Consider the following 21118-nt stretch of genomic DNA (forward strand, 5'->3'; position numbering starts at 1 on the left):
CAGATGTTGTTTGTCCCGACATAGCTTGACTAGCGGGGTCCTTCACCATGTTTCCAACGGCAGCACCAGTAGTAGCACCAGTCCCAGAACCTGTTGCAGAACCGGCAGCAGAATTTGAACCAGAACCCGATTGACCCGACATACCTTGACTAGCGAAATCCTTCATCAATTTTCCGATTTCTGGGGTATTTCCGGTTTGTCCCATCATGCTTTGTTTTTCAATCATGGCTTTCATTGGACAGAACTTGACCGTTCCTTCTGCAGCTTTCATAGCACCGAATGCAACCATCATGCGACCTTTGTTGCATTTGGGATTGCGGGCGAGTTTAGCGGTACCATAAGCGAGCATACTAAGTCCGAGTGAAAGTCTGGTCAGTGCGTTACGTGTGCTAAGGTTTTGCGTTTGTGACATTTTCGTGTTTCCTCCTATCTGAATTTTCAAAAAAGTGGTCTTACCGTCTGTATTTTCCAAAGTCGGTATGCTAGTATAAAAAAATGATACCCGTCTTGAAAGGAGAGTGGATACCATGCAACACCCGTTGTGGAAAATAGGGGAGATCCGCCACCAATTAAGCATGATTGATGGAAAAACGAGTCCCGATAAAATTATTGTGAATGCGACATACTTACATAGCGTGCTGAAAAAATGGGTTGAAGGCAACATTTGGATTGCAAAAGACCGCATTGTGTATGCAGGTCCTGATATGCCTGTTCAAACAACTGACGCAGAAATAATTGATGCAACTGGACAGGTGATTGTGCCGGGCTATATCGAACCTCATGTTCATCCATTTCAACTTTATCATCCCCAATCATTTGCTGATTATGCAGCACAATTAGGTACAACTACGTTTCTATCAGACAATCTTATACTCTTTCTTTTGTTGAAAAACAAGAAAGCGTTTACACTATTGGATCAATTGAATGAACTGCCGTTTTCATTTTATTGGTGGGCCCGATTTGATTCACAAACTGAGCTTGAAAATGAAGATGAACTATTTACGACGAAATCCATCGGTGAATGGTTGGATCGTCCGGAAGTATTGATGGGCGGAGAATTGACAGCATGGCCAAGGTTGCTAGCAGGTGATGACCAAATGCTGTACTGGTTACAATCGGCTAAAACAAAAGGCAAAAAAGTAGAAGCCCATTTACCTGGTGCTTCTGACAAAACATTGGCGCGCATGAAATTGCTAGGTAGCGACGGTGACCACGAAGCCATGACAGTTGAAGAAGTGGAAAGACGGTTGTTGCACGGTTATGCCGTGACGTTAAGACATTCGTCGATTCGTCCTGATTTACCTCATTTATTAAAAGGAATCGTCGAAAAAGGACTGGATGTTTTTGATCATTTGATGATGACAACGGACGGCTCTACACCTTCTTTCCACATCGATGGTGTCATGGATAAATGCATTCAAGTCGCACTGAATGCAGGAGTGAAACCGATTGATGCCTATCAAATGGCATCCTATAATGTAGCCCGTTATTACAACATGACCAGTCTGCATGGATTTATTGCCACAGGAAGATTAGCTTCTTTAAACTTCTTGGAAAACGAGCGAAATCCTGTCCCTGTAAGCGTGCTGTCTAAAGGCGTATGGCTGAAGAGAGACGGCAAGCAAGTGCAACAGCTGCCGACAATCGATTGGTCCGTATTAGGTGATTTGGAATTGCCGTTTGATTTGCATGATGGGGACTTTCAGTTCTCGATGCCTTTTGGAATTGAAATGGTTAATGATGTGATCACGAAGCCATATAGTGTATCGATTCACACTGGTGAGTCGAGCTTAAGTTCTGATCATGATGAGAGCTATCTGATGTTAATTGACCGCGATGGTAAGTGGCGTGTCAACACGATGATTAAAGGTTTTGCGACTTCTGTGCAGGGCTTTGCTTCGTCTTACTCGAATACAGGAGATATTATTCTAATAGGTAAAAACCATAAAGATATGTTAGTAGCTTTCAATGAAATGAAGCGGATGAAAGGCGGCATCGTGCTCGTTGAACATGGTGAAGTCATTGCACACATTCCACTGGCAATAGGTGGAGGACTATCAAATGAAAAAGTGGAAGATTTGATTGAGCGGGAATTGTTTTTGAAGAAAGCATTGAACGAACGAGGGTATACACATGGTGATGCGATTTACACATTGCTATTTTTGCAATCGACTCATTTACCATATGTCCGTATTACACAACGCGGCATATATGATGTCATGAAAAAATCAGTGTTGTTCCCTTCATTCATGAGATCTTAGGGGGTTCGGAGAAATGAAGAAATGGCTGTTTATGATGGTTTTGTTGCTTATTATTGCGGGTTGTTCTAAAGATAAAGAAAATACAGTCGACGCAGAAAATCCAAACGAGGATGAAACGACAGATGATAATGAAGACGAAGAAGTGATAACCTTACCTTTTGCTGCACCTTATTCGGGTGAACGTTCCGAAGAAGAATTCACGAAACGTCCTGTGCTGGTCACAATCAATAATCACCCGAAAGCAAGACCACAATCGGGACTTGCAAGTGCAGATATTGTTTATGAAATGGTGGCAGAAGGAAACGTGACACGTTTGCTTGCATTGTATCAAAGCGAATTGCCTAATGAAATTGGACCGGTCCGAAGTGCACGTGATTACTTTATTGAAATTGCATCCGGTCTCGATGCCTTTTACGTGGCACACGGCTATAGCCCGGAAGCGCGACTGATGTTAACTACAGGAGATGTGGAAAACATCAATGGCATGCAATATGACGGTTCCCTATTTTTACGTTCCAAAGATCGTGTAGCACCTCACAATTCGTACATTACAGGTGAACATGTCATCGAAGGAATGGACAAAGTTGGTGCCCGACAAGAAATCGAAAAAATTCCGAACCTGGCATTCTATGATTCAGTCGAAGATGTTCCTTTGGGTACTCCTGCATCAATGATTGATGTCCGCTATGGCGGGAGTGAAGACTTCCACCATGTGTATTCATATGATACACTTACTCAACAATACTCTCGTTCTTCTGGAGGGATTGTCACGATAGATAGAGAGACTGACGAAGAGATCAGCTTAGCCAATGTAATGTTTTTTGAAGTGGATCATCAAACAATTGATGGCGCAGGAAGACAACAACTCGATTTAAAATCGGGTGGCAAAGGCTACTTATTCCAAGCAGGTATGATGAAAGAAATCGAATGGCAACAAATAGATGGTGTGCTAGTGCCAATGGAAAATGGTGAACCCGCTAAACTCGTTCCAGGAAAAAGCTGGATTCATTTAGTGAAAACAAACCCCGGTATTGACCAAATGGTTACATTTACGCCCTAAAAATGCTTCGAAAAGGAGGTAACAACCATGCAAGTAGATAAAATACGCGGTCATCAAACGGATCAGTTATTTAAAGCGGTCTTAGAATTAAAAGACATTGAAGAATGCTATCGATTTTTTGATGATTTATGCACTATAAGTGAAATTCAATCGTTATCTCAACGCTTTGAAGTGGCTCATTTATTACGACTGAAGAAAACATATGAAACGATTAAAAATGAGACTGGAGCCAGCACGGCTACCATTTCTCGCGTGCGTCGTTGTTTCGATTACGGGAACGATACATATGATGAAATGCTAGGCAGGCTATACCCTGACGAAAAACCTTTTCAATTTCCTAAGTACGGAAATTCCAACGAATAAACCATCACAGGGACCACTCACATCCGAGTGGTCCTTTATTGTTGGGTAAAAATGGGTAAATCCGAATAATACGAGAACGATGCGGATTAATAAGAGTTTCATGCCGATAAAAAGCAAATTGATGTCGATTAAACGAATGATACCAAATATTTGCCCGCTCTCACTCTTCGGATAGGAGGGTTTTTTTGTTATACTAGATAGATGAATATGAACATAGATAGGTGGGAACCGATGATGTATCAGGAGTGGCGTCACATTTTTAAATTAGATCCTGCGAAGGAAATATCCGAAGAAGCGCTAAAGCAGGTGTGTGAATCTGGAACGGACGCCATTCTAGTCGGTGGTACAGATGGAGTTACCCTTGATTTGGTTTTGGACTTACTAATTAGAGTTAGACAATATAATGTACCGGTTGCACTGGAGATTTCGACGATAGACTCCGTGACGCCAGGATTCGATTTCTATTTCATTCCTTCCGTGTTAAATAGTACAAATACCGCATGGGTGAAGGATTTGCATATCGAAGCCATCAAGGAATTCGGGGATTATATGGACTGGAATGAACTTGTTCCGGAAGGTTACTGTATTTTGAATGCGGATTGTAAGGCGGCACGCGCGACTGAAGCTCACACTTCTTTATCAGAGGAAGAAGTGATTGCCCACGCAAGGCTGGCTGAACACTTTTTCAAGTTTCCGATATTCTACTTAGAATATAGCGGTGTTTATGGAGACCCCAAGATGGTGAAAGCTGCAAAAAACGTTTTGAAAAACACGCGTCTCTTTTACGGCGGTGGCATTACATCGGCAAGACTAGCGACTGAAATGGCAATGATTGCGGACACAGTTGTAGTGGGCAATCATCTTTATGACAATTTGAACGAAGCGCTCGAAACAGTGAAAGCTGTTCATGCAGTGACACTTTGACAATTAACATAAGCAGTTTATAATTGAAGAACAAATGTTCGTGAAGGACGGTGCATAATGGAATTAATCGTAAAGAATTTATTAAACGGGATGAATCCCGAACAAGAAAAAGCAGTAAAAGCAACGGAAGGTCCCTTACTGATTATGGCAGGAGCGGGATCTGGGAAAACACGTGTGTTAACTCACAGAATCGCTTATTTAGTCGTGGAAAAAGAAGTCTACCCATCGAAAATTTTGGCGATTACATTTACGAATAAAGCAGCAAGAGAAATGCGTGAGCGTATCGATGGCCTACTTGGCAATGGAGCAGGAGAGCGTATGTGGGTTTCTACATTCCACTCGATGTGTGTACGTATTTTACGTCGCGATATCGATCGAATCGGTTACTCAAAAAGCTTCTCCATTTTGGATACCACTGAACAATTGACAGTCATTAAACGTATTTTGAAAGACCAGAACATCGACCCTAAAAAATATGATCCCCGTTCCATGTTAAACGCTATCAGCTCAGCAAAAAACGAGTGCATTGATGCCGAAACATTTGCGAGCCAAATGAATCAGTTCAATCCGTTCGAGAAGACAGCGTCGGAAGTCTACACAGCGTATGACAAACGTCTTCGCAAAAATCAATCCCTCGATTTTGATGATCTGATTATGACAACGTTAACTCTGTTCAAACGTGTACCGGATGTGTTGGAGTTTTATCAAAACAAATTTCATTATATTCATGTTGATGAATATCAAGATACGAACAAAGCCCAATACGAACTTGTACAGATGTTGGCAAAGAAATTCAATAACTTGTGCGTAGTAGGCGACTCGGATCAATCGATTTATCGCTGGCGTGGAGCAGATATTCAAAACATCATGTCTTTTGAAAAAGATTATCCAAATGCCCAGGCCATTATGCTGGAGCAAAATTATCGCTCGACTAAACGCATCCTGAAAGCCGCAAATGACGTCATACAAAACAATACAGGTCGCTATCCAAAAGAACTGCGTACGGACAACGGTTCAGGTGAAGCAATCAATGTTTACAAAGCTTATGACGAACAGCAGGAAGCACAGTTTGTCGTCAAAACAATTCAGGAATTGATGGAAAAGGGCAATCGTACCCTTGATGATTTCGCCATTCTGTATCGCACAAATGCCCAATCTCGTGTGATGGAGGAAGTTTTGGTCAAATCGAATATTACCTACACAATCGTTGGCGGCACGAAGTTCTATGATCGCAAAGAGATTAAAGACTTGCTGTCATACTTACGTTTGATTGCCAACAACGAAGATGATTTGGCATTGGCGCGTATCATCAATGAACCAAAACGCAACATTGGTGCGACGTCTTTCGAACGAATGGCAATGTATGCACTTGAACAGGACCGTTCCATTTTTGATGCACTTCGCGAAGTGGACTTTATGGGATTGCCAGCACGCGCAGCAAACGAAGCGGCTAAATTCCACCAGATGATGGATGGATTCACTCAAATGCAGGAATTCTTATCTGTCACTGAACTCGTGGAGCAAGTATTGGATAAAACCGGCTACCGTAATATGCTGCGAAATGAAAAGACGATCGAATCAGAAAGCCGTCTTGAGAATATTGAAGAGTTTTTATCCGTAACGAAAGCGTTTGAAGAACGCAGTGAAGATAAAACCCTTGTATCTTTCCTTACTGATTTGGCGCTGATTTCCGATTTGGATAAGTTGGATAACGATGAAGATGTATCTAAAGGAAAAGTCGTACTAATGACGATGCACGCAGCAAAAGGACTGGAGTTCCCGGTCGTATTCATCATTGGGATGGAAGAAAACGTCTTCCCTCATTCACGTTCGATCGGTGACAATGACGAAATGGAAGAAGAACGCCGCTTAGCATACGTAGGGATTACACGTGCTGAAGAGCGTCTGTATTTAACTTGTGCACAATCGCGAACATTGTTCGGCCGAAGCGGCTACAACAATCCTTCCCGATTCATTGCGGAGATCTCAGAAGATATTCTAGAGCATGTGACGTTGAAACAATCTGCAGGTACAGGCAGAAGTCAAACTACCCGTCGTTCGGTTGCGAACACTACGCGTCCAGCAGTTGAACGTCCTGCATATAAAGCTTCAGGCGGGGACAAGCTTGGATGGAATACGGGCGACAAAGCCGTTCATAAAAAATGGGGCGAAGGAACAGTTGTCAGTGTACGCGGTGAAGGCGAGAATACGGAAATCGATATCGCTTTCCCAAGCCCAACCGGCATCAAGCGATTACTTGCGAAGTTTGCACCAGTTGAAAAAGTATAAATTATAGATAATTTAAAAAGTCCGCTCAAAATAGCACGTCGTGGCCTCCACGAAGCAGGTTATGCAGCCGTTGCCACAAAAGGAATTTTGCGACGAGTAACCGCAGGAGCAGGAATTTTGCGACGAGTAATCGCAGGAGCAGGAATTTTGCGACGAGTAATCGCAGGAGCAGGACGTGGCACTTAGGCTGGGTACCAAAAACCGTTGGCTTGCTTTTCCGTTCCTCACGTATTAAATACAAGAGGAACTTCTGCAATACTTACATCCTGTAAGCATTGCAGAAGCCAGCACATTCTGTGCAAGTGCGGTACTCAAAGGCTGCGTCGCCTCGGGCTAACACGAAGTTGGTTACTCATGTGTTGTCACAAAAGGAATTTTGCGACGAGTAATCGCAGGAGCAGGAATTATTTTGCGACGAGTAATCGCAGGAGCAGGATGTGGCGTTCTTAACCTGAGTTCCAAGACTGGCTCTTTTGATGCTCCTTTTTAAATAGTTATAACAGATCGAGCGGAGGAACGACTCTATGGATAAAGTACAATTGGAAGAACGTGTGAAAGAACTCAATCAGCTTTTGCACGATACAGGCTATGCCTATTATGTGCTGGATCAGCCAGTCGTGCCTGATGCGGTTTATGACCAATATTTGCAGGAACTCATTGCCATTGAAAGTGAATTTCCTGACCTGATTTATCCGGATTCGCCAACTCAACGTGTTGGTGGAGTGGTTCTTGAAGGATTCAAGAAAGTATCACACACATATCCGATGCTCAGTTTATCGAATGCTTTTGGACGGGAGGATTTGGAAGATTTCGACCGACGCATCCGTGCAAGCATAGGGGACGAGTTTTCATATGTATGTGAATTGAAAATAGACGGCTTAGCCATTTCACTCAGCTATGAAAATGGCGTTTTTTTCCGCGRCGCAACACGTGGTGATGGTCGCATAGGGGAAGATATTACGGAGAATTTAAAAACCATCCGTTCCATTCCGTTACGCTTGAAAAAACCGCTCACTATCGAAGTTCGAGGCGAAGCCTACATGCCTAAAAGATCGTTTACCGCATTGAATGAAACACGTGTGGCAAATGAAGAAGAAAAGTTCGCAAACCCGAGAAATGCAGCAGCGGGCTCATTGCGTCAGCTTGATCCGAAAATTGCCGCAAGTCGTAACCTGGCCATTTTCGTTTATGGCATCGGTGGGGACGGGGAAGCATATCAGCTGGATAGCCATGCACAAGCGCTCGATTATTTGGACGAACTTGGTTTTCAAACAAATAGGGAACGACAAACCTGTCAGTCAATCGACGAAGTCGTATCGTATATTGAAAAGTGGACAGCAGAACGTCCAAATCTACCTTATGAAATTGACGGCATCGTCATAAAAGTGAATCGCTATGTTCACCAACAGGATTTAGGCTTCACGGCTAAGAGTCCACGTTGGGCGACAGCGTATAAGTTCCCGGCTGAAGAAGTTGTAACCACTCTGCTCGACATTGAATTGACCGTCGGACGTACAGGTGCCTTAACACCGACAGCAATACTTGAACCTGTACAAGTGGCAGGAACGACCGTCGGACGAGCGTCTTTACATAACGAAGATTTGATTCGTGAAAAAGACATTCGTATTGGGGATACCGTCATTATCCGCAAAGCAGGCGACATCATTCCAGAAGTGGTGGCAGTGGTTCTTGAGGCTCGTAAAGAGGAGTTGCCGGCATTTAACATGCCTACACATTGTCCAGTTTGTGAGAGTGAACTCGTTCGTATTGAAGGTGAAGTGGCACTACGTTGTGTCAATCCTCAATGCCCTGCTCAAATTACCGAAGGACTCATTCATTTTGTGTCGCGAAACGCAATGAATATTGATGGACTCGGTGAAAAAGTGGTGGAGCAATTGTTCCGTGAAGGACTCATCCACGATGTTTCGGACTTGTTTACGCTTACGAAAGATCAATTGATCCAGTTGGATCGAATGGGTGAGAAGTCGGCAACGAATCTGGTTATTGCCATTGAATCATCCAAGCAAAATTCAATGGAGCGCGTATTATTTGGATTAGGAATTCGACATGTTGGTGAGAAGGCCGCCAAAATTCTATCAGAAGAGTTCGGAGATATGAAGTCACTTGCGCAAGCAACTCCAGAACAACTGACGTCAGTTCATGAAATTGGCGATAAAATGGCGGGCTCCGTTGTAAGTTACTTTGACAACGAAGAAGTGCAGGAATTAATCGCACGACTTGAAAAACTAGGAGTGAACTTATCCTATACTGGTAAAAAAGTGGATCTTTCAAACTTGGATCACGTATTGACAGGTAAAACAGTTGTGTTAACTGGGAAAATGGAACAATTGACACGACAAGAAGCAAAAGAGAAAATAGAACAAGTAGGCGGTACCGTCTCTGGGAGTGTGAGTAAAAAAACAGACATCGTCATTGCAGGTGAAGATGCCGGTTCTAAACTCGACAAAGCCCGTACGTTGGGCATTCCGGTATGGGATGAAAACCGTCTGATTGAAGAATTAAATGGGTGAAGGAGTCCTTCCTATAATGAAACGAATACGCTGGATTCCAGCTATAATATCTTTAACCTTACTTGCAGGGTGTATCCCGAGCCTAAGTAAAGATACAAAAGTCAACACTGAAACTGAAAAAAGTAAAGAAGAGGCAACGATCATTCCGAGCATGCAAATTTCGGACCAGTATTATCGTACCCTCTTGCCATATCAAGAAAGTATGAGTCGAGGATTAGTCGTCTCAAATATTTATTCCAAGTACGATGTGAAAGAAGTAGAAAGCGGGTTATTGCGTTTGTCGCAACGTACGTTTTCACCAGACGACTACTTTTTCCAAGAAGGTCAAATGCTTGATGCGGAAGTACTAAGTTCGTGGTTAGCCCGAAGTTCGCAAACGAAAGACGGGTTAAATCCAAGTCGTCCTAAAGAAGGAAACATGACAGCTGAGTTAGCCAAAAAAGCACCTATATATTTAGCACATATAGTTGAGCAAAACTATTTAGTAAAATCAGATAAAAACGAAGTGAAACTTGGTGGTGTTTCCATTGGTCTTGCCATGAATTCTACCTATTACTACCAAAAGGAAGACTTTGGTGCGACGTATGAAGAACCAATTCCCCAAGCAGTCATTGTTGAACAAGGTAAAAAGATGGCCAATGAAATCGTTAAACGCATGCGTACAATGAAAGGACTTGAGAAAGTGCCAATTACGGTTGGCTTGTTCCGACAAGAAAGCCGCAATTCCATAGTACCGGGTACATATTTTGCAAGCGGGCAAGTTGGTGAAGGAAAAGCATCAGTTTCTGATTGGACAGACATTAATGAAGAATTCGTTCTGTTCCCACAACCTGTTTCCGAAGAAAAGTACCGTGAAGTGGGACAATCGTTCAATAAATTCAAACAAGATGTGGAAGAGTATTTCTCGAATTTCACAAGTATCGTTGGTACTGGGTTCTACCAGGACGATCATATTAAGAAAATGACCATTGATATTCCGATACAGTTTTATGGTACGGCTGAAATCATTGGCTTTACGCAATACATGACGGGACTGGTGATGGAACATTTCCCAGCTTCCATGCATGTAGAAGTCAGCGTCACATCGATTAACGGACCAGAAGCACTGGTCATTAAAGAAGCTGACGAGAAAGAGCCTTACGTCCATATTTATGACTAGAAATGCGAAAAGCGCCAATTTAGCTCGACTCTGAGGACATGAAACAGAAGTACGAGTTTGCTTGTCGCTGGAAATCATCAAATGGGAATAGATTCAATTTAGCAAAACCATTGTAATACCTAGGGACAGCTTGATGCTGTCTCTATTCTTTTAAAGTGAAAAATGATATGATACTCGGTATGATTGTGAATTCGGAGGTGTAAAAAATGGCGAATATATCAAAAGAAGAAGTAAAGCACGTAGCACATTTAGCACGTCTTGCCATTACAGATGAAGAAGCTGAAATGTTTGCAGGCCAACTTGCGGCAATAACCAATTTTGCTGAGCAGTTAAATGAACTGGATACAACAAATGTTGTACCAACTACACATGTCTTACCGTTAGTGAACGTATTGCGTGAAGACAAGGCAGTCCCTGGACTTGACCGTGAGAAAATGATGAAAAATGTTCGTGAGCAAGAAGCGGGCCAAGTAAAAGTACCATCAATTTTAGACTGATTTTGACGTAAGGAGGGACTATCCATGACATTATTCAACTACTCAGCAACCGACCTGCAAGAAATGATACATAACAAAGAACTATCAATTGCAGATTTGACAGCTGAAGCCTATACACGTATCGAAACTTTAGACGGTGACGTAAAAGCATTTTTAGCACTTAATAAAGAACAAGCAATGGCTCAAGCAAAAGAAATGGACGAAGTGCCTGCATCAAAACGCGGACCGTTATTCGGTATGCCGATTGGTGTAAAAGACAACATCGTAACAGAAGGCATCGAAACAACATGTTCTTCTAAAATCCTTCAAGGTTTCAACCCGATTTACGATGCGACAGTCGTTCGTAAACTGCGTGAAGCGGGCATGATCACTATCGGTAAACTGAACATGGACGAATTCGCAATGGGTTCTTCAACAGAAAACTCAGCGTACAAAATCACTCGTAACCCTTGGGATCTTGACCGTGTTCCTGGAGGTTCTTCAGGTGGATCTGCAGCATCAGTTGCAGCGGGTGAAGTACCATTTTCATTAGGGTCTGATACAGGTGGTTCAATCCGTCAACCAGCATCATTCTGTGGTGTAGTTGGGATGAAACCAACATATGGCCGTGTATCTCGTTTTGGGTTGGTTGCTTTCGCATCTTCTTTAGACCAAATCGGACCGATTACACGCAATGTAAGAGACAATGCGTTATTGCTTGAAGCGATTTCAGGTGTGGACGAAAACGATACAACTTCTGCAAATGTTGATGTACCAAGCTTTGTTGAATCATTGACTGGTGACGTTAAAGGCCTTCGCATCGGTGTTCCTAAAGAGTATTTAGGAGATGGTGTTGGGGAAGCTGCCAAACAATCGGTACTTGATGCATTGAAAGTATTGGAATCACTTGGCGCAACTTGGGAAGAAGTATCTTTACCTCACTCAAAATACGGCTTAGCAACTTACTATTTACTGGCTTCTTCAGAAGCATCTTCAAACTTAGCTCGTTTTGATGGGATCCGTTATGGTTTCCGTGCAGAAAACGTGGAATCATTAATGGACTTATACAAAGAAACACGTGCGCAAGGTTTCGGAGACGAAGTAAAACGCCGCATCATGTTAGGAACATTTGCATTAAGCGCAGGTTCTTACGATGCATACTACAAAAAAGCACAACAAGTGCGTACATTGATCAAACAAGATTTCGATCAAGTATTTGAAAAATACGACGTCATCATTGGACCAACGACGCCAACACCTGCATTTAAAGTGGGCGAGAAAAACGATGATCCATTGACGATGTATGCAAATGATATTTTAACCATCCCTGTAAACTTGGCTGGTGTCCCAGGAATCTCGGTACCATGTGGATACTCTGAAGGAATGCCACTGGGCTTGCAAATTATCGGGAAACACTTTGATGAAGCAACGATTTATCGTGTAGCTCATGCTTACGAGCAGGCGACAAGCTTCCATAAAGAAACTCCTCAACTTTGGGAGGGAGCAAAATCATGAACTTTGAAACAGTCATTGGTTTAGAAATTCACGTAGAGCTGAAAACAGATTCGAAAATGTTTTCACCTTCACCTGCCCACTTTGGCGCAGAACCGAATACAAATACACATGTAATCGACCTTGGATACCCAGGAGTTTTACCTGTTGTTAATAAACGTGCAATTGATTTCGGCATGAAAGCAGCGATGGCACTGAACTGTGAAATCTCAACACATACGAAATTCGATCGCAAGAACTACTTCTATCCGGATAATCCGAAAGCGTACCAAATCTCTCAATTCGACCAACCAATCGGTGAACACGGCTGGGTTGAAATTGAAGTGGATGGCTACAAAAAACGTATCGGGATTACTCGCTTGCACTTAGAAGAAGATGCTGGGAAACTGTCACATACCGATAAAGGGTACTCATTGGTTGATTACAACCGTCAAGGTACACCATTAATCGAAATCGTTTCAGAGCCAGATATCCGCACACCTGCAGAAGCTTATGCGTACTTGGAAAAAGTGAAATCAATCATCCAGTACACAGGCGTATCGGATTGTAAGATGGAAGAAGGCTCACTACGTTGTGATGCCAACATTTCACTTCGTCCTTACGGTCAAGAGCAATTCGGGACAAAAGCTGAATTGAAAAACTTGAACTCATTCAACTATGTGCGTCGCGGCCTTGAGCATGAAGAAATTCGTCAGGCAGAAGTGTTGCTTTCAGGTGGAGAAATCCTGCAAGAAACTCGTCGTTTTGACGAATCGACAGGCAAAACATTGTTAATGCGTGTTAAAGAAGGAGCGGACGATTATCGTTACTTCCCGGAACCGGACTTAGTCGATTTAGTCATTGACCAAGAATGGATGGACCGTGTACGTGCGGATATTCCTGAACTTCCTGACGCTCGTAAACAACGTTATGTTGAAGAGTTGGGCTTGCCATCATACGATGCAATGGTCTTGACGTTAACGAAAGAAATGTCCGATTTCTTTGAAGCAACGATTGCTCTTGGTGCGGATACGAAGCTTGCATCTAACTGGATGATGGGTGAAGTATCAGCTTACTTGAACGTCGACCAAAAAGAATTACATGATACAAAGCTAACGCCTGAAGGTTTGGCTGGCATGATCAAACTAATCAGCGATGGCACGATCTCTTCGAAAATCGCGAAAAAAGTATTCAAAGAACTTGCTGACAATGGCGGAACTGCTGAACAAGTCGTGAAAGAAAAAGGCTTAGTTCAAATTTCTGACGAAGGTGCGCTTCGTGACATCGTCACACAAACATTGGACGCGAATGCACAATCAATCGAAGACTTCAAAAACGGGAAAGACCGTGCGATTGGCTTCTTGGTTGGTCAAATTATGAAAGCAACAAAAGGACAAGCTAACCCACCGTTGGTTAATAAAATCCTTCAAGAAGAAATTTCAAAACGATAAATACAAAAGCGACTCCATCAACGTGGAGTYGCTTTTTTTATGGATTATGAATATGGAATCTCACCAAGTAAACTTGCTTTTGAAATCTGTTTGATTGATAAAGTGCTTCGTTTGATTGATAAATCCTTAGTTTGATTGACAATGTAGCCAGTTTGATTGATAAATCTCCAGTTTGATCGACAAATCCTTTTTCATCGTTCACCGCTGTCTAAGCATTAAGTTAAGTTAGTTGAGATACACGAATAAAACCATCTCAATATAATTTCTTCTCAAGAGCAGCAAGCTTCCTGAAATTCTTATCATAACTTTGACGTTCGAGGAGATTATTTAGCCAAAACTTCGCTCTCACGTCATCGCCATTTTTGATGAAAGCCTCAATGGCTTGTTTAAAGGGACTACGATATGAAAAAGGCTCGTCAATCATCAGCTCAAATCCTTTATGATAACAATCGGATGCTTTTCGGTAGTTCAACATTTTAGAATAGCGAATCCCTAAATAAATGTAGCCGCTTGATCTTTCTTCGATCGAAAATTGTGGGTGTATGGCTGCTTGTTCCATCGTTGCAATTGCTTTTTCTTTCTGGAATATATGAGAATAGGCATTGGCTTTATAGACATAGTCTTCATAAGTTTTTAATGGTTTTAGCAATGCAATTAAAAACAATAGATTCACCTCATTTTCAGCTTTTTGATTTAAGTTTACCCATAAATGGATAGTAAAAGCCTTCCGTTTTCGTGGAAGGCTTTCGATAATCATCCAGTAAATACTTGATCATACGGATAACGATAATTGACTTTTTTCGGCTTCATTAATAAGAAGAACAATGTGAGTGAGCCGATTCGACCAACAAACATGACCACACATAATAATACTTCGCCTAAGTCGCTCAGTTGCCCAGTAATTCCCATCGATAATCCGACTGTTCCAAAGGCTGAAACGACTTCAAATGCGAGCGGAAGAAATGGGATTTTTTCTGATACGGTTAACAGGAAGATAAAGGCCATCACGAACAATGTACTGATTGTTGTAATTGCCAATGAACGAATTACTGTATCGATACGTATGGAGCGACCGAACAATTCTGGTTCGCCGCGTTGGCGGAAGAACGCAACTGTAGCAAGAATAACAACCATAAAAGTAGTTAGTTTGATGCCTGATGCCGTTGATGCACTCCCTGCACCAATAAACATGAGAATCATGGTTAGCAAAATCGTAGGATCTTCCAAGTCACCATAATTCACGGTATTGAATCCTGCCGTACGAGGAGTAACGCCTTGGAAATAGGATGTCATAATTTTTTCGTAAAAAGTCATGTTACCTAAAGAGGCAGGGTTTCCGTATTCTAACAGGAAAAACGTGACGGACGCTAACACGTTAATGCTGATTGTACCGATAATCATCATTTTCGTGTGAAGAGACCATTCTCTGAATGATTTTTTCTGATGAATGTCAACAATGACAGTAAAACCAAGTCCACCTATTATAAATAAGGCTGATAACACTAAATTCACGATGGGATCTCCCGAGAACCCGATCAGGTTATCCGGAAACAATGCGAACCCAGCATTATTAAAAGCGGAAATAACATGGAATACACTTAAGTAAAGTGCTTCTGAAAAACCGAATTTGGGAGTCCAATGGAGGGTCATGATGACCATCGCAATGGACTGAACCGTTAAAACGAATGTCAAAATCAGCTTTACTAGTTTGACGATACCCCCGACAGATTGTTGATTGAAAGACTCTTGCAAATAGATGCGGTTTTGAAGGCCGATTTTCTTTCCAAGTACAATGAGTAATGCTACGGCAAATGTCATCAAGCCGATTCCCCCGCATTGGATGAGGAACATAAGTACTCCTTCACCAAACCAAGTCAAAGTGGAGGCAGGGTCAAAAACGCTGAGTCCCGTTACGGTTGTCGCTGACGTCGCAACAAACAAAGCATCCGTCCACGAAATAGGTGTGTTCGTGGCAAAAGGAAGCTTTAAACAAAGCGTACCTAGCAGAATTAAAAACAAGAAACTTCCCGCAATTAACAGGGGAGGAGGCAATAAAAATTTTTTCTTATTCCTTGGACGCATAATCGCACTTCCTAATTGGTGAGTATGAAAATATTAACTAACTTTATGCTTCTTTAAATAGACTGTCAACTAAAAATTTGATTGATCAGATGAAAATACGTAAACTGAAGGGAGAGGAGGAGATACACTCATGAAAACAGAACAACAATACTTTGATGAAGCCATTTCTTTGAATGAATATATGGAGAAAATGGAGACCCATAAAGACAACAGCTTTCATATTTATGAACAATTCCATGTCCCTCAAGACGATGAATTCATTTCCTTATTAAAAGATAAATCGCCACGCATTTTAGCTATTACTGAAGATTGGTGCGGGGATGCTATGATGAATAATCCGATTTTGCGTCGTGTTGCTGAAGYGGCAGATATAGAGGTCCGAGTAGTTTACCGAGATCAAACTTTGGACTTAATGGACCGTTATTTAACAAACGGTGGCCGATCAATCCCAATTTACTTATTGTTGAATCAAGATGGAAAAGTCATTGCGAAATGGGGTCCTCGTGCACCGAAACTTCAAGAATATGTGATGGAACTTCGTAAAGAAATGCCCGCATCAGATGACCCAACGTTCAAAGACAAGCAAAAGGATTTTATTGAGAAAATCACAGCTCAGTACAAATCTACACCTGAATACTGGTTGTGGGTTTACGAGGACATCCGTAAGGAATTTACAGGAGCACTGCAAAAACAGTCATAATTGTTCTACTGGGTGCATTCGTATATAATAAAGAAATCAAGCCGAGGCATATGTCCGGCTTCTTTTCGTGGACTATTCCTGCTGAACTGTTGACAGGGAACTTTTCAGATCGCTCAGGAGTCCTAGCAAATAGAATAAAATGTAAAGCAGGAAGAAGGAAATGTGTATGAAACGTGCACGCATTATTTACAATCCAACATCTGGCCGTGAGTTATTCAAAAAACACTTGCCTGAGGTTTTAGAAAAATTAGAGAAGGCTGGTTACGAAACGTCATGTCACGCAACGACGTGTGAAGGTGACGCTGTTGGAGCCGCTAATTATGCAGTGGAGCGAGGATTTGACCTGGTGATTGCAGCTGGTGGGGACGGCACGTTAAATGAAGTAGTGGCCGGAATCAGTCAATTTGAAAAGCGCCCGAAAGTCGGCCTAATCCCAATGGGAACGACTAATGACTTTGCGCGCGCACTTCGAATTCCTCGAGATATTGATAAGGCAGTGAACATTATTTTGGCGAACGATACAATTCCCGTTGATGTTGGCGTTGTCAATGATCGCTATTTTATTAATATCGCGGGCGGCGGGAAAATAACTGAGTTAACGTATGACGTACCGAGTAAGTTGAAAACTGTACTTGGTCAACTCGCATATTATTTAAAAGGAATTGAAATGCTGCCGTCTATTCGCGCTTCCCAAGTAAGGATAGAATACGATGGGGAAGTGTTTGATGACGAAGCGATGATGTTTCTTGTGGGCCTGACAAATTCAGTAGGTGGATTTGAAAGACTTGCTCCCGACTCGAGCGTCAATGATGGCCTGTTTACATTACTCATTTTGAGAAAGTGTAACATTGCCGAGTTTATTCGATTGGCAACCCTTGCAATACGTGGTGAGCATTTGGAAGATCCTCATGTTGTTTATAAAAAAGCCAAACATATCACTGTATCAGCAGACGATCATGTCCAACTAAATTTAGACGGTGAATACGGTGGGAATGCACCAGCGGTATTTGAAAATTTATATCGTCATATTGAAGTGTTTGTTCCGATCAACGACATTCGTGAACAAGACCGTCCATAATTAATTTGTAGAGCATTTCCTGGAAGACCAGGAAATGCTCTTTGTTCTTTTTATAGTAACTTGTAAAGACAGGTTTTCCACCAATCATCAATGAATGGATTTTCTCGCCTTTTACTCAATCGGTCGATTCCTCATGTCTCTTTCTTCTCAGACTTAGCATCTCAACTGCAACATCCTGTGCACCTGCAAGTTTTGGCAACGTTCCGAGTGGCTCCCAACGGAACTGGAATGTGAGGCCGTTATCTAATCCATCGCAAACCACAAGGTGCTCCCAATTTTGTTGGTCGCCCGCATAATCCAGATGGAAAAAATTACGTTCATGAACTGTGCCTTTTCCATTCGGATAATAGTTATACTTGTGGATTTTTCCAATGAAAGACAGTTTGTCACGCGTGATACCTGTTTCTTCATTAATTTCCCGGTACAATGCATCAATTAGTTGCTCGTCTTCTTCGATTGTGCCGGCTGGAACTTGCAAGCCTGCTTCCGGATGTTGTTTGTGCTCGAAAACAAGTAATTCCAAATTKGGTGCCTGGCCTTTTGTTATGTACGCCAACACTTTACGCTTCGTTTTCATCGCATTCACCTCGAAAATTAAGTATGATTTACTTAGAATACAAAATGCTCAGAACTTTCGCAATATCAATATGTGATAGTTTTCACATTTCCTTCACAGGGACGTGACAAAATCGATACATCCCGAGATTTTGAATGACTCTAATTGGGGTATGATAGGAATTAAGGAAGGTGACGACATGTATAAAAAACAAGAGAAAAAGTTAATGTGGCTTGCGTTTATTGTGGCAACCATTATGATGTTGTCGATAATAGGTAGGATTTTCTGAAGTTAATAGGAGGGGTTTTAAGTGGGGAATGAAGAAGCAGTATTTTTTAGTAGGATATTAACTGAACTTACGCTATCGTTTCATATTATCTATGCCACCATTGGGGTAGGTATTCCGCTCATGATTATGATCGCCCAGTGGGTGGGAATCAAGAAAAATGATGAACATTACATTCTTCTCGCAAGACGGTGGGCACGTGGTTTCGTCATCACAGTTGCAGTGGGCGTAGTTACAGGGACGGCCATTGGTCTCCAACTTTCATTACTCTGGCCGAACTTTATGGAACTTGCAGGGAACGTGATAGCTTTGCCATTATTCATGGAAACGTTCGCGTTTTTCTTTGAAGCCATATTTTTAGGGATTTATTTATATACATGGGATCGATTTGAAAATCAAAAGAAACATTTATTATTACTGATTCCGGTTGCAGTCGGGGCATCATTCTCAGCGGTATTTATTACGATTGTGAATGCATTCATGAATGCTCCTCAAGGATTTGATTTGGTAGATGGGGAATTGATTAACATCAATCCTCTGCTGGCCATGTTCAACCCTGCAATGCCTACTAAAGTGGCGCATGTTGTTGTGACAGCCTACATGACGGCGGCATTTGTGCTTGCTTCGATTGCTGCTTACCGATTATTGAGAGGCTCCAATCATGTGTACCATAAAAAAGCCTTGTTTTTAACAATGAAGCTCGGCCTTATCTTCTCTATTGCAACGGCAATTATCGGGGACTTCTCCGGGAAATATTTGGCGGAGTACCAGCCTGAAAAACTCGCTGCTGCGGAATGGCATTTTGAGACGGAAGAAAATGCTTCGTTAGTAATGTACGGCGTTCTGGACGATGGGGAAGTTAAGTATGCCATCAAAATTCCATATGCGCTGAGTATTCTTGCCCATGGCGACCCATTCTCTGAAGTTAAGGGACTTGACCAAGTGCCTGATGATGAAGAACCACCACTATACATTCATTACTTATTTGACATGATGGTGACAATCGGCATGTGGCTAGCTTTCCTTTCTGCTGTCTATGTATTCGCGGTATGGAGAAAGTGGTCGATTGTACAGACGAAATGGTTCAGATGGCTGCTTGTTGCGAGCGGACCGTTAGCAGTGCTGGCAATTGAATTCGGTTGGTGGCTCGCAGAAGTAGGCCGTCAGCCTTGGATTTTGCGAAACATCATGCGAGTGGAGGATGCGGCTACGACCAGTGGCCAAGTGGATTTAATTCTGGTGCTATTTGCCGGTCTATATCTGATTCTTGGAGTAGGTAGTGTCGTCATTCTCAGACGCATGTTCAAGAAGAATCCAGTGGAGCAAGAAATTGAGGATAGACGCAAAGAAAAAGGCGGTGACTTCGTATGACGCTCGAAATAGTCGGACTTTCTGTCTTATGGATTTTCCTGTTTGGCTACTTGATAATCGGATCCATCGACTTTGGTGCAGGTTTCTTCAATGCATATAACACACTGACTAGGCGTGACCATATCCTGACGAACATTATTGAGCGCTACCTCTCACCTGTATGGGAAGTAACAAATGTATTTCTCGTTTTCTTCTTCGTCGGGATTATCGGTTTCTTCCCTAAAACTGCATTCTACTATGGGACGACGCTATTGGTTCCTGCAAGCATCGCGATCATCCTGCTTGCAATCCGCGGATCCTATTACGCATTTGCGATGTATGGTTCATATGGGCATAAAGGATATACCTTCATGTACGGGTTATCCGGTTTGTTTATCCCGGCATCACTTTCAATCGTTTTGACGATTTCCGAAGGCGGATTCATCTCAATGGTAAATGACCATCCAGTCCTGGATTACTGGAAGCTCTTTACGAGTCCGTTGACCTGGAGCATAGTTGTATTAAGCATCGCGGCACTGCTTTATATTTCGGCTGTCTTCCTGACTTGGTATGCCAATAAAGCAGGTGACCGATCGGCAACTGAATTGCTTCGTAAGTATTCGCTCATTTGGGCATTGCCAACGATGATCACAGCAGGCGGAATCATCTTCGAGCTTCGCGGACATAATCCGGAACACTATGCGCGCATTCTTGATTTATGGTGGGTGTTTGGTATTTCATTCCTGATGTTTGTCGGAACGGTATGGCTGATTTGGAAACGTAAAAATTATGGCTTGGCGTTCGGTTTGTTGACAGGGCAGTTTGCCTTGGCATTCTTCGGCTACGGGATTTCACATTATCCGTACCTGTTATATCCTTATTTGACGATTTACGATAGTTTCACGAACGAAGCGATGGCAATCGCCTTGATTGTTGCTTTCATTGCGGGACTTGGATTATTGCTTCCATCCTTGTATTTATTGCTGAAGTTGTTCCTGTTCAATAAAGACTACGTTCGTGGGAATAAAGATAACCACGCCTAAAGGAGGCCAATCATATGA

The 21118-nt window shown here is 42.3% G+C and carries 18 protein-coding genes; 14 read left to right on the plus strand and 4 right to left on the minus strand.

The genetic code is table 11. From position 1 onward, the window contains the following. Positions 1-412: YgaP-like transmembrane domain (locus AC1DSB_RS03230; RefSeq protein WP_477585744.1), on the minus strand; the 412-nt coding region annotated here is incomplete at its 3' end. A gap of 115 nt (positions 413-527) precedes the next feature. Between AC1DSB_RS03230 and AC1DSB_RS03235 the strand changes: the two genes are divergently transcribed. The 10 genes from AC1DSB_RS03235 (at position 528) to gatB (ending at position 14005) form a co-directional block, all read left to right on the plus strand. Next, positions 528-2261 carry an adenine deaminase C-terminal domain-containing protein gene (locus AC1DSB_RS03235; protein ID WP_477531611.1) on the plus strand — a complete coding sequence of 578 codons (1734 nt, stop codon included), beginning with the start codon at positions 528-530 and terminating at the stop codon, positions 2259-2261. A gap of 13 nt (positions 2262-2274) precedes the next feature. After that, positions 2275-3321, plus strand: coding sequence for a DUF3048 domain-containing protein (locus AC1DSB_RS03240; RefSeq protein WP_477531610.1), 1047 nt, complete (start codon positions 2275-2277; stop codon positions 3319-3321). A 27-nt stretch (positions 3322-3348) separates the two neighbouring features. Next, positions 3349-3684 (plus strand): YerC/YecD family TrpR-related protein, encoded by a 336-nt coding sequence (locus AC1DSB_RS03245; RefSeq protein WP_016429416.1) that lies wholly within the window; start codon positions 3349-3351, stop codon positions 3682-3684. 231 nt (positions 3685-3915) lie between these two features. Continuing rightward, positions 3916-4608 carry a heptaprenylglyceryl phosphate synthase gene (pcrB, locus tag AC1DSB_RS03250; protein ID WP_477531609.1) on the plus strand — a complete coding sequence of 231 codons (693 nt, stop codon included), beginning with the start codon at positions 3916-3918 and terminating at the stop codon, positions 4606-4608. A gap of 57 nt (positions 4609-4665) precedes the next feature. Then, positions 4666-6897, plus strand: a complete 2232-nt coding sequence (gene pcrA / locus AC1DSB_RS03255) for a DNA helicase PcrA (protein WP_477531608.1) — start codon at positions 4666-4668, stop codon at positions 6895-6897. Between the two features lie 524 nt (positions 6898-7421). Continuing rightward, positions 7422-9428, plus strand: coding sequence for an NAD-dependent DNA ligase LigA (gene ligA, locus AC1DSB_RS03260; RefSeq protein WP_477585746.1), 2007 nt, complete (start codon positions 7422-7424; stop codon positions 9426-9428). Positions 9429-9444: 16 nt separating this feature from the next. Further along, positions 9445-10587, plus strand: a complete 1143-nt coding sequence (locus tag AC1DSB_RS03265) for a CamS family sex pheromone protein (protein ID WP_477531605.1) — start codon at positions 9445-9447, stop codon at positions 10585-10587. A 206-nt stretch (positions 10588-10793) separates the two neighbouring features. After that, positions 10794-11084, plus strand: a complete 291-nt coding sequence (gene gatC, locus AC1DSB_RS03270; RefSeq protein WP_016429411.1) for an Asp-tRNA(Asn)/Glu-tRNA(Gln) amidotransferase subunit GatC — start codon at positions 10794-10796, stop codon at positions 11082-11084. A 24-nt stretch (positions 11085-11108) separates the two neighbouring features. Next, a complete protein-coding gene (gene gatA, locus AC1DSB_RS03275; RefSeq protein WP_016429410.1) occupies positions 11109-12578 on the plus strand; it encodes an Asp-tRNA(Asn)/Glu-tRNA(Gln) amidotransferase subunit GatA in 1470 nt (489 codons plus the stop codon). Continuing rightward, positions 12575-14005 (plus strand): Asp-tRNA(Asn)/Glu-tRNA(Gln) amidotransferase subunit GatB, encoded by a 1431-nt coding sequence (gene gatB / locus AC1DSB_RS03280; RefSeq protein ID WP_016429409.1) that lies wholly within the window; start codon positions 12575-12577, stop codon positions 14003-14005. The genes gatA and gatB overlap by 4 nt, the downstream gene beginning before the upstream one ends. A gap of 253 nt (positions 14006-14258) precedes the next feature. Here the strand turns inward: gatB and AC1DSB_RS03285 are convergent, their stop codons facing one another. Then, positions 14259-14669 carry a hypothetical protein gene (locus AC1DSB_RS03285; RefSeq protein WP_477531604.1) on the minus strand — a complete coding sequence of 137 codons (411 nt, stop codon included), beginning with the start codon at positions 14667-14669 and terminating at the stop codon, positions 14259-14261. Between the two features lie 89 nt (positions 14670-14758). After that, the gene (locus AC1DSB_RS03290; protein WP_016429406.1) at positions 14759-16087 is read right to left on the minus strand and encodes a TrkH family potassium uptake protein; all 1329 of its coding nucleotides are present in this window, start codon (positions 16085-16087) and stop codon (positions 14759-14761) included. A gap of 130 nt (positions 16088-16217) precedes the next feature. On the opposite strand from AC1DSB_RS03290, the gene AC1DSB_RS03295 reads away from it, so the two are divergent. After that, entirely contained in the window at positions 16218-16787 is a 570-nt protein-coding gene (locus tag AC1DSB_RS03295; RefSeq protein ID WP_477585748.1) for a thioredoxin family protein, read from the plus strand. 166 nt (positions 16788-16953) lie between these two features. Next, positions 16954-17865, plus strand: a complete 912-nt coding sequence (locus tag AC1DSB_RS03300) for a diacylglycerol kinase (RefSeq protein WP_477531602.1) — start codon at positions 16954-16956, stop codon at positions 17863-17865. Between the two features lie 115 nt (positions 17866-17980). On the opposite strand, the gene AC1DSB_RS03305 is transcribed toward AC1DSB_RS03300, so the two are convergent. Continuing rightward, positions 17981-18442 (minus strand): NUDIX hydrolase, encoded by a 462-nt coding sequence (locus tag AC1DSB_RS03305; protein WP_477531601.1) that lies wholly within the window; start codon positions 18440-18442, stop codon positions 17981-17983. 289 nt (positions 18443-18731) lie between these two features. Between AC1DSB_RS03305 and AC1DSB_RS03310 the strand changes: the two genes are divergently transcribed. Both AC1DSB_RS03310 and AC1DSB_RS03315 read left to right on the plus strand, forming a co-directional pair. Beyond that, a complete protein-coding gene (locus tag AC1DSB_RS03310) occupies positions 18732-20078 on the plus strand; it encodes a cytochrome ubiquinol oxidase subunit I (RefSeq protein WP_477531600.1) in 1347 nt (448 codons plus the stop codon). Then, on the plus strand, positions 20075-21100 hold the full coding sequence (locus tag AC1DSB_RS03315; RefSeq protein ID WP_477531599.1) for a cytochrome d ubiquinol oxidase subunit II: 1026 nt from the start codon (positions 20075-20077) through the stop codon (positions 21098-21100). The genes AC1DSB_RS03310 and AC1DSB_RS03315 overlap by 4 nt, the downstream gene beginning before the upstream one ends. Positions 21101-21118: the final 18 nt, after the last annotated feature.

Source organism: Paenisporosarcina sp. P4_E4_2 (assembly GCF_056401595.1).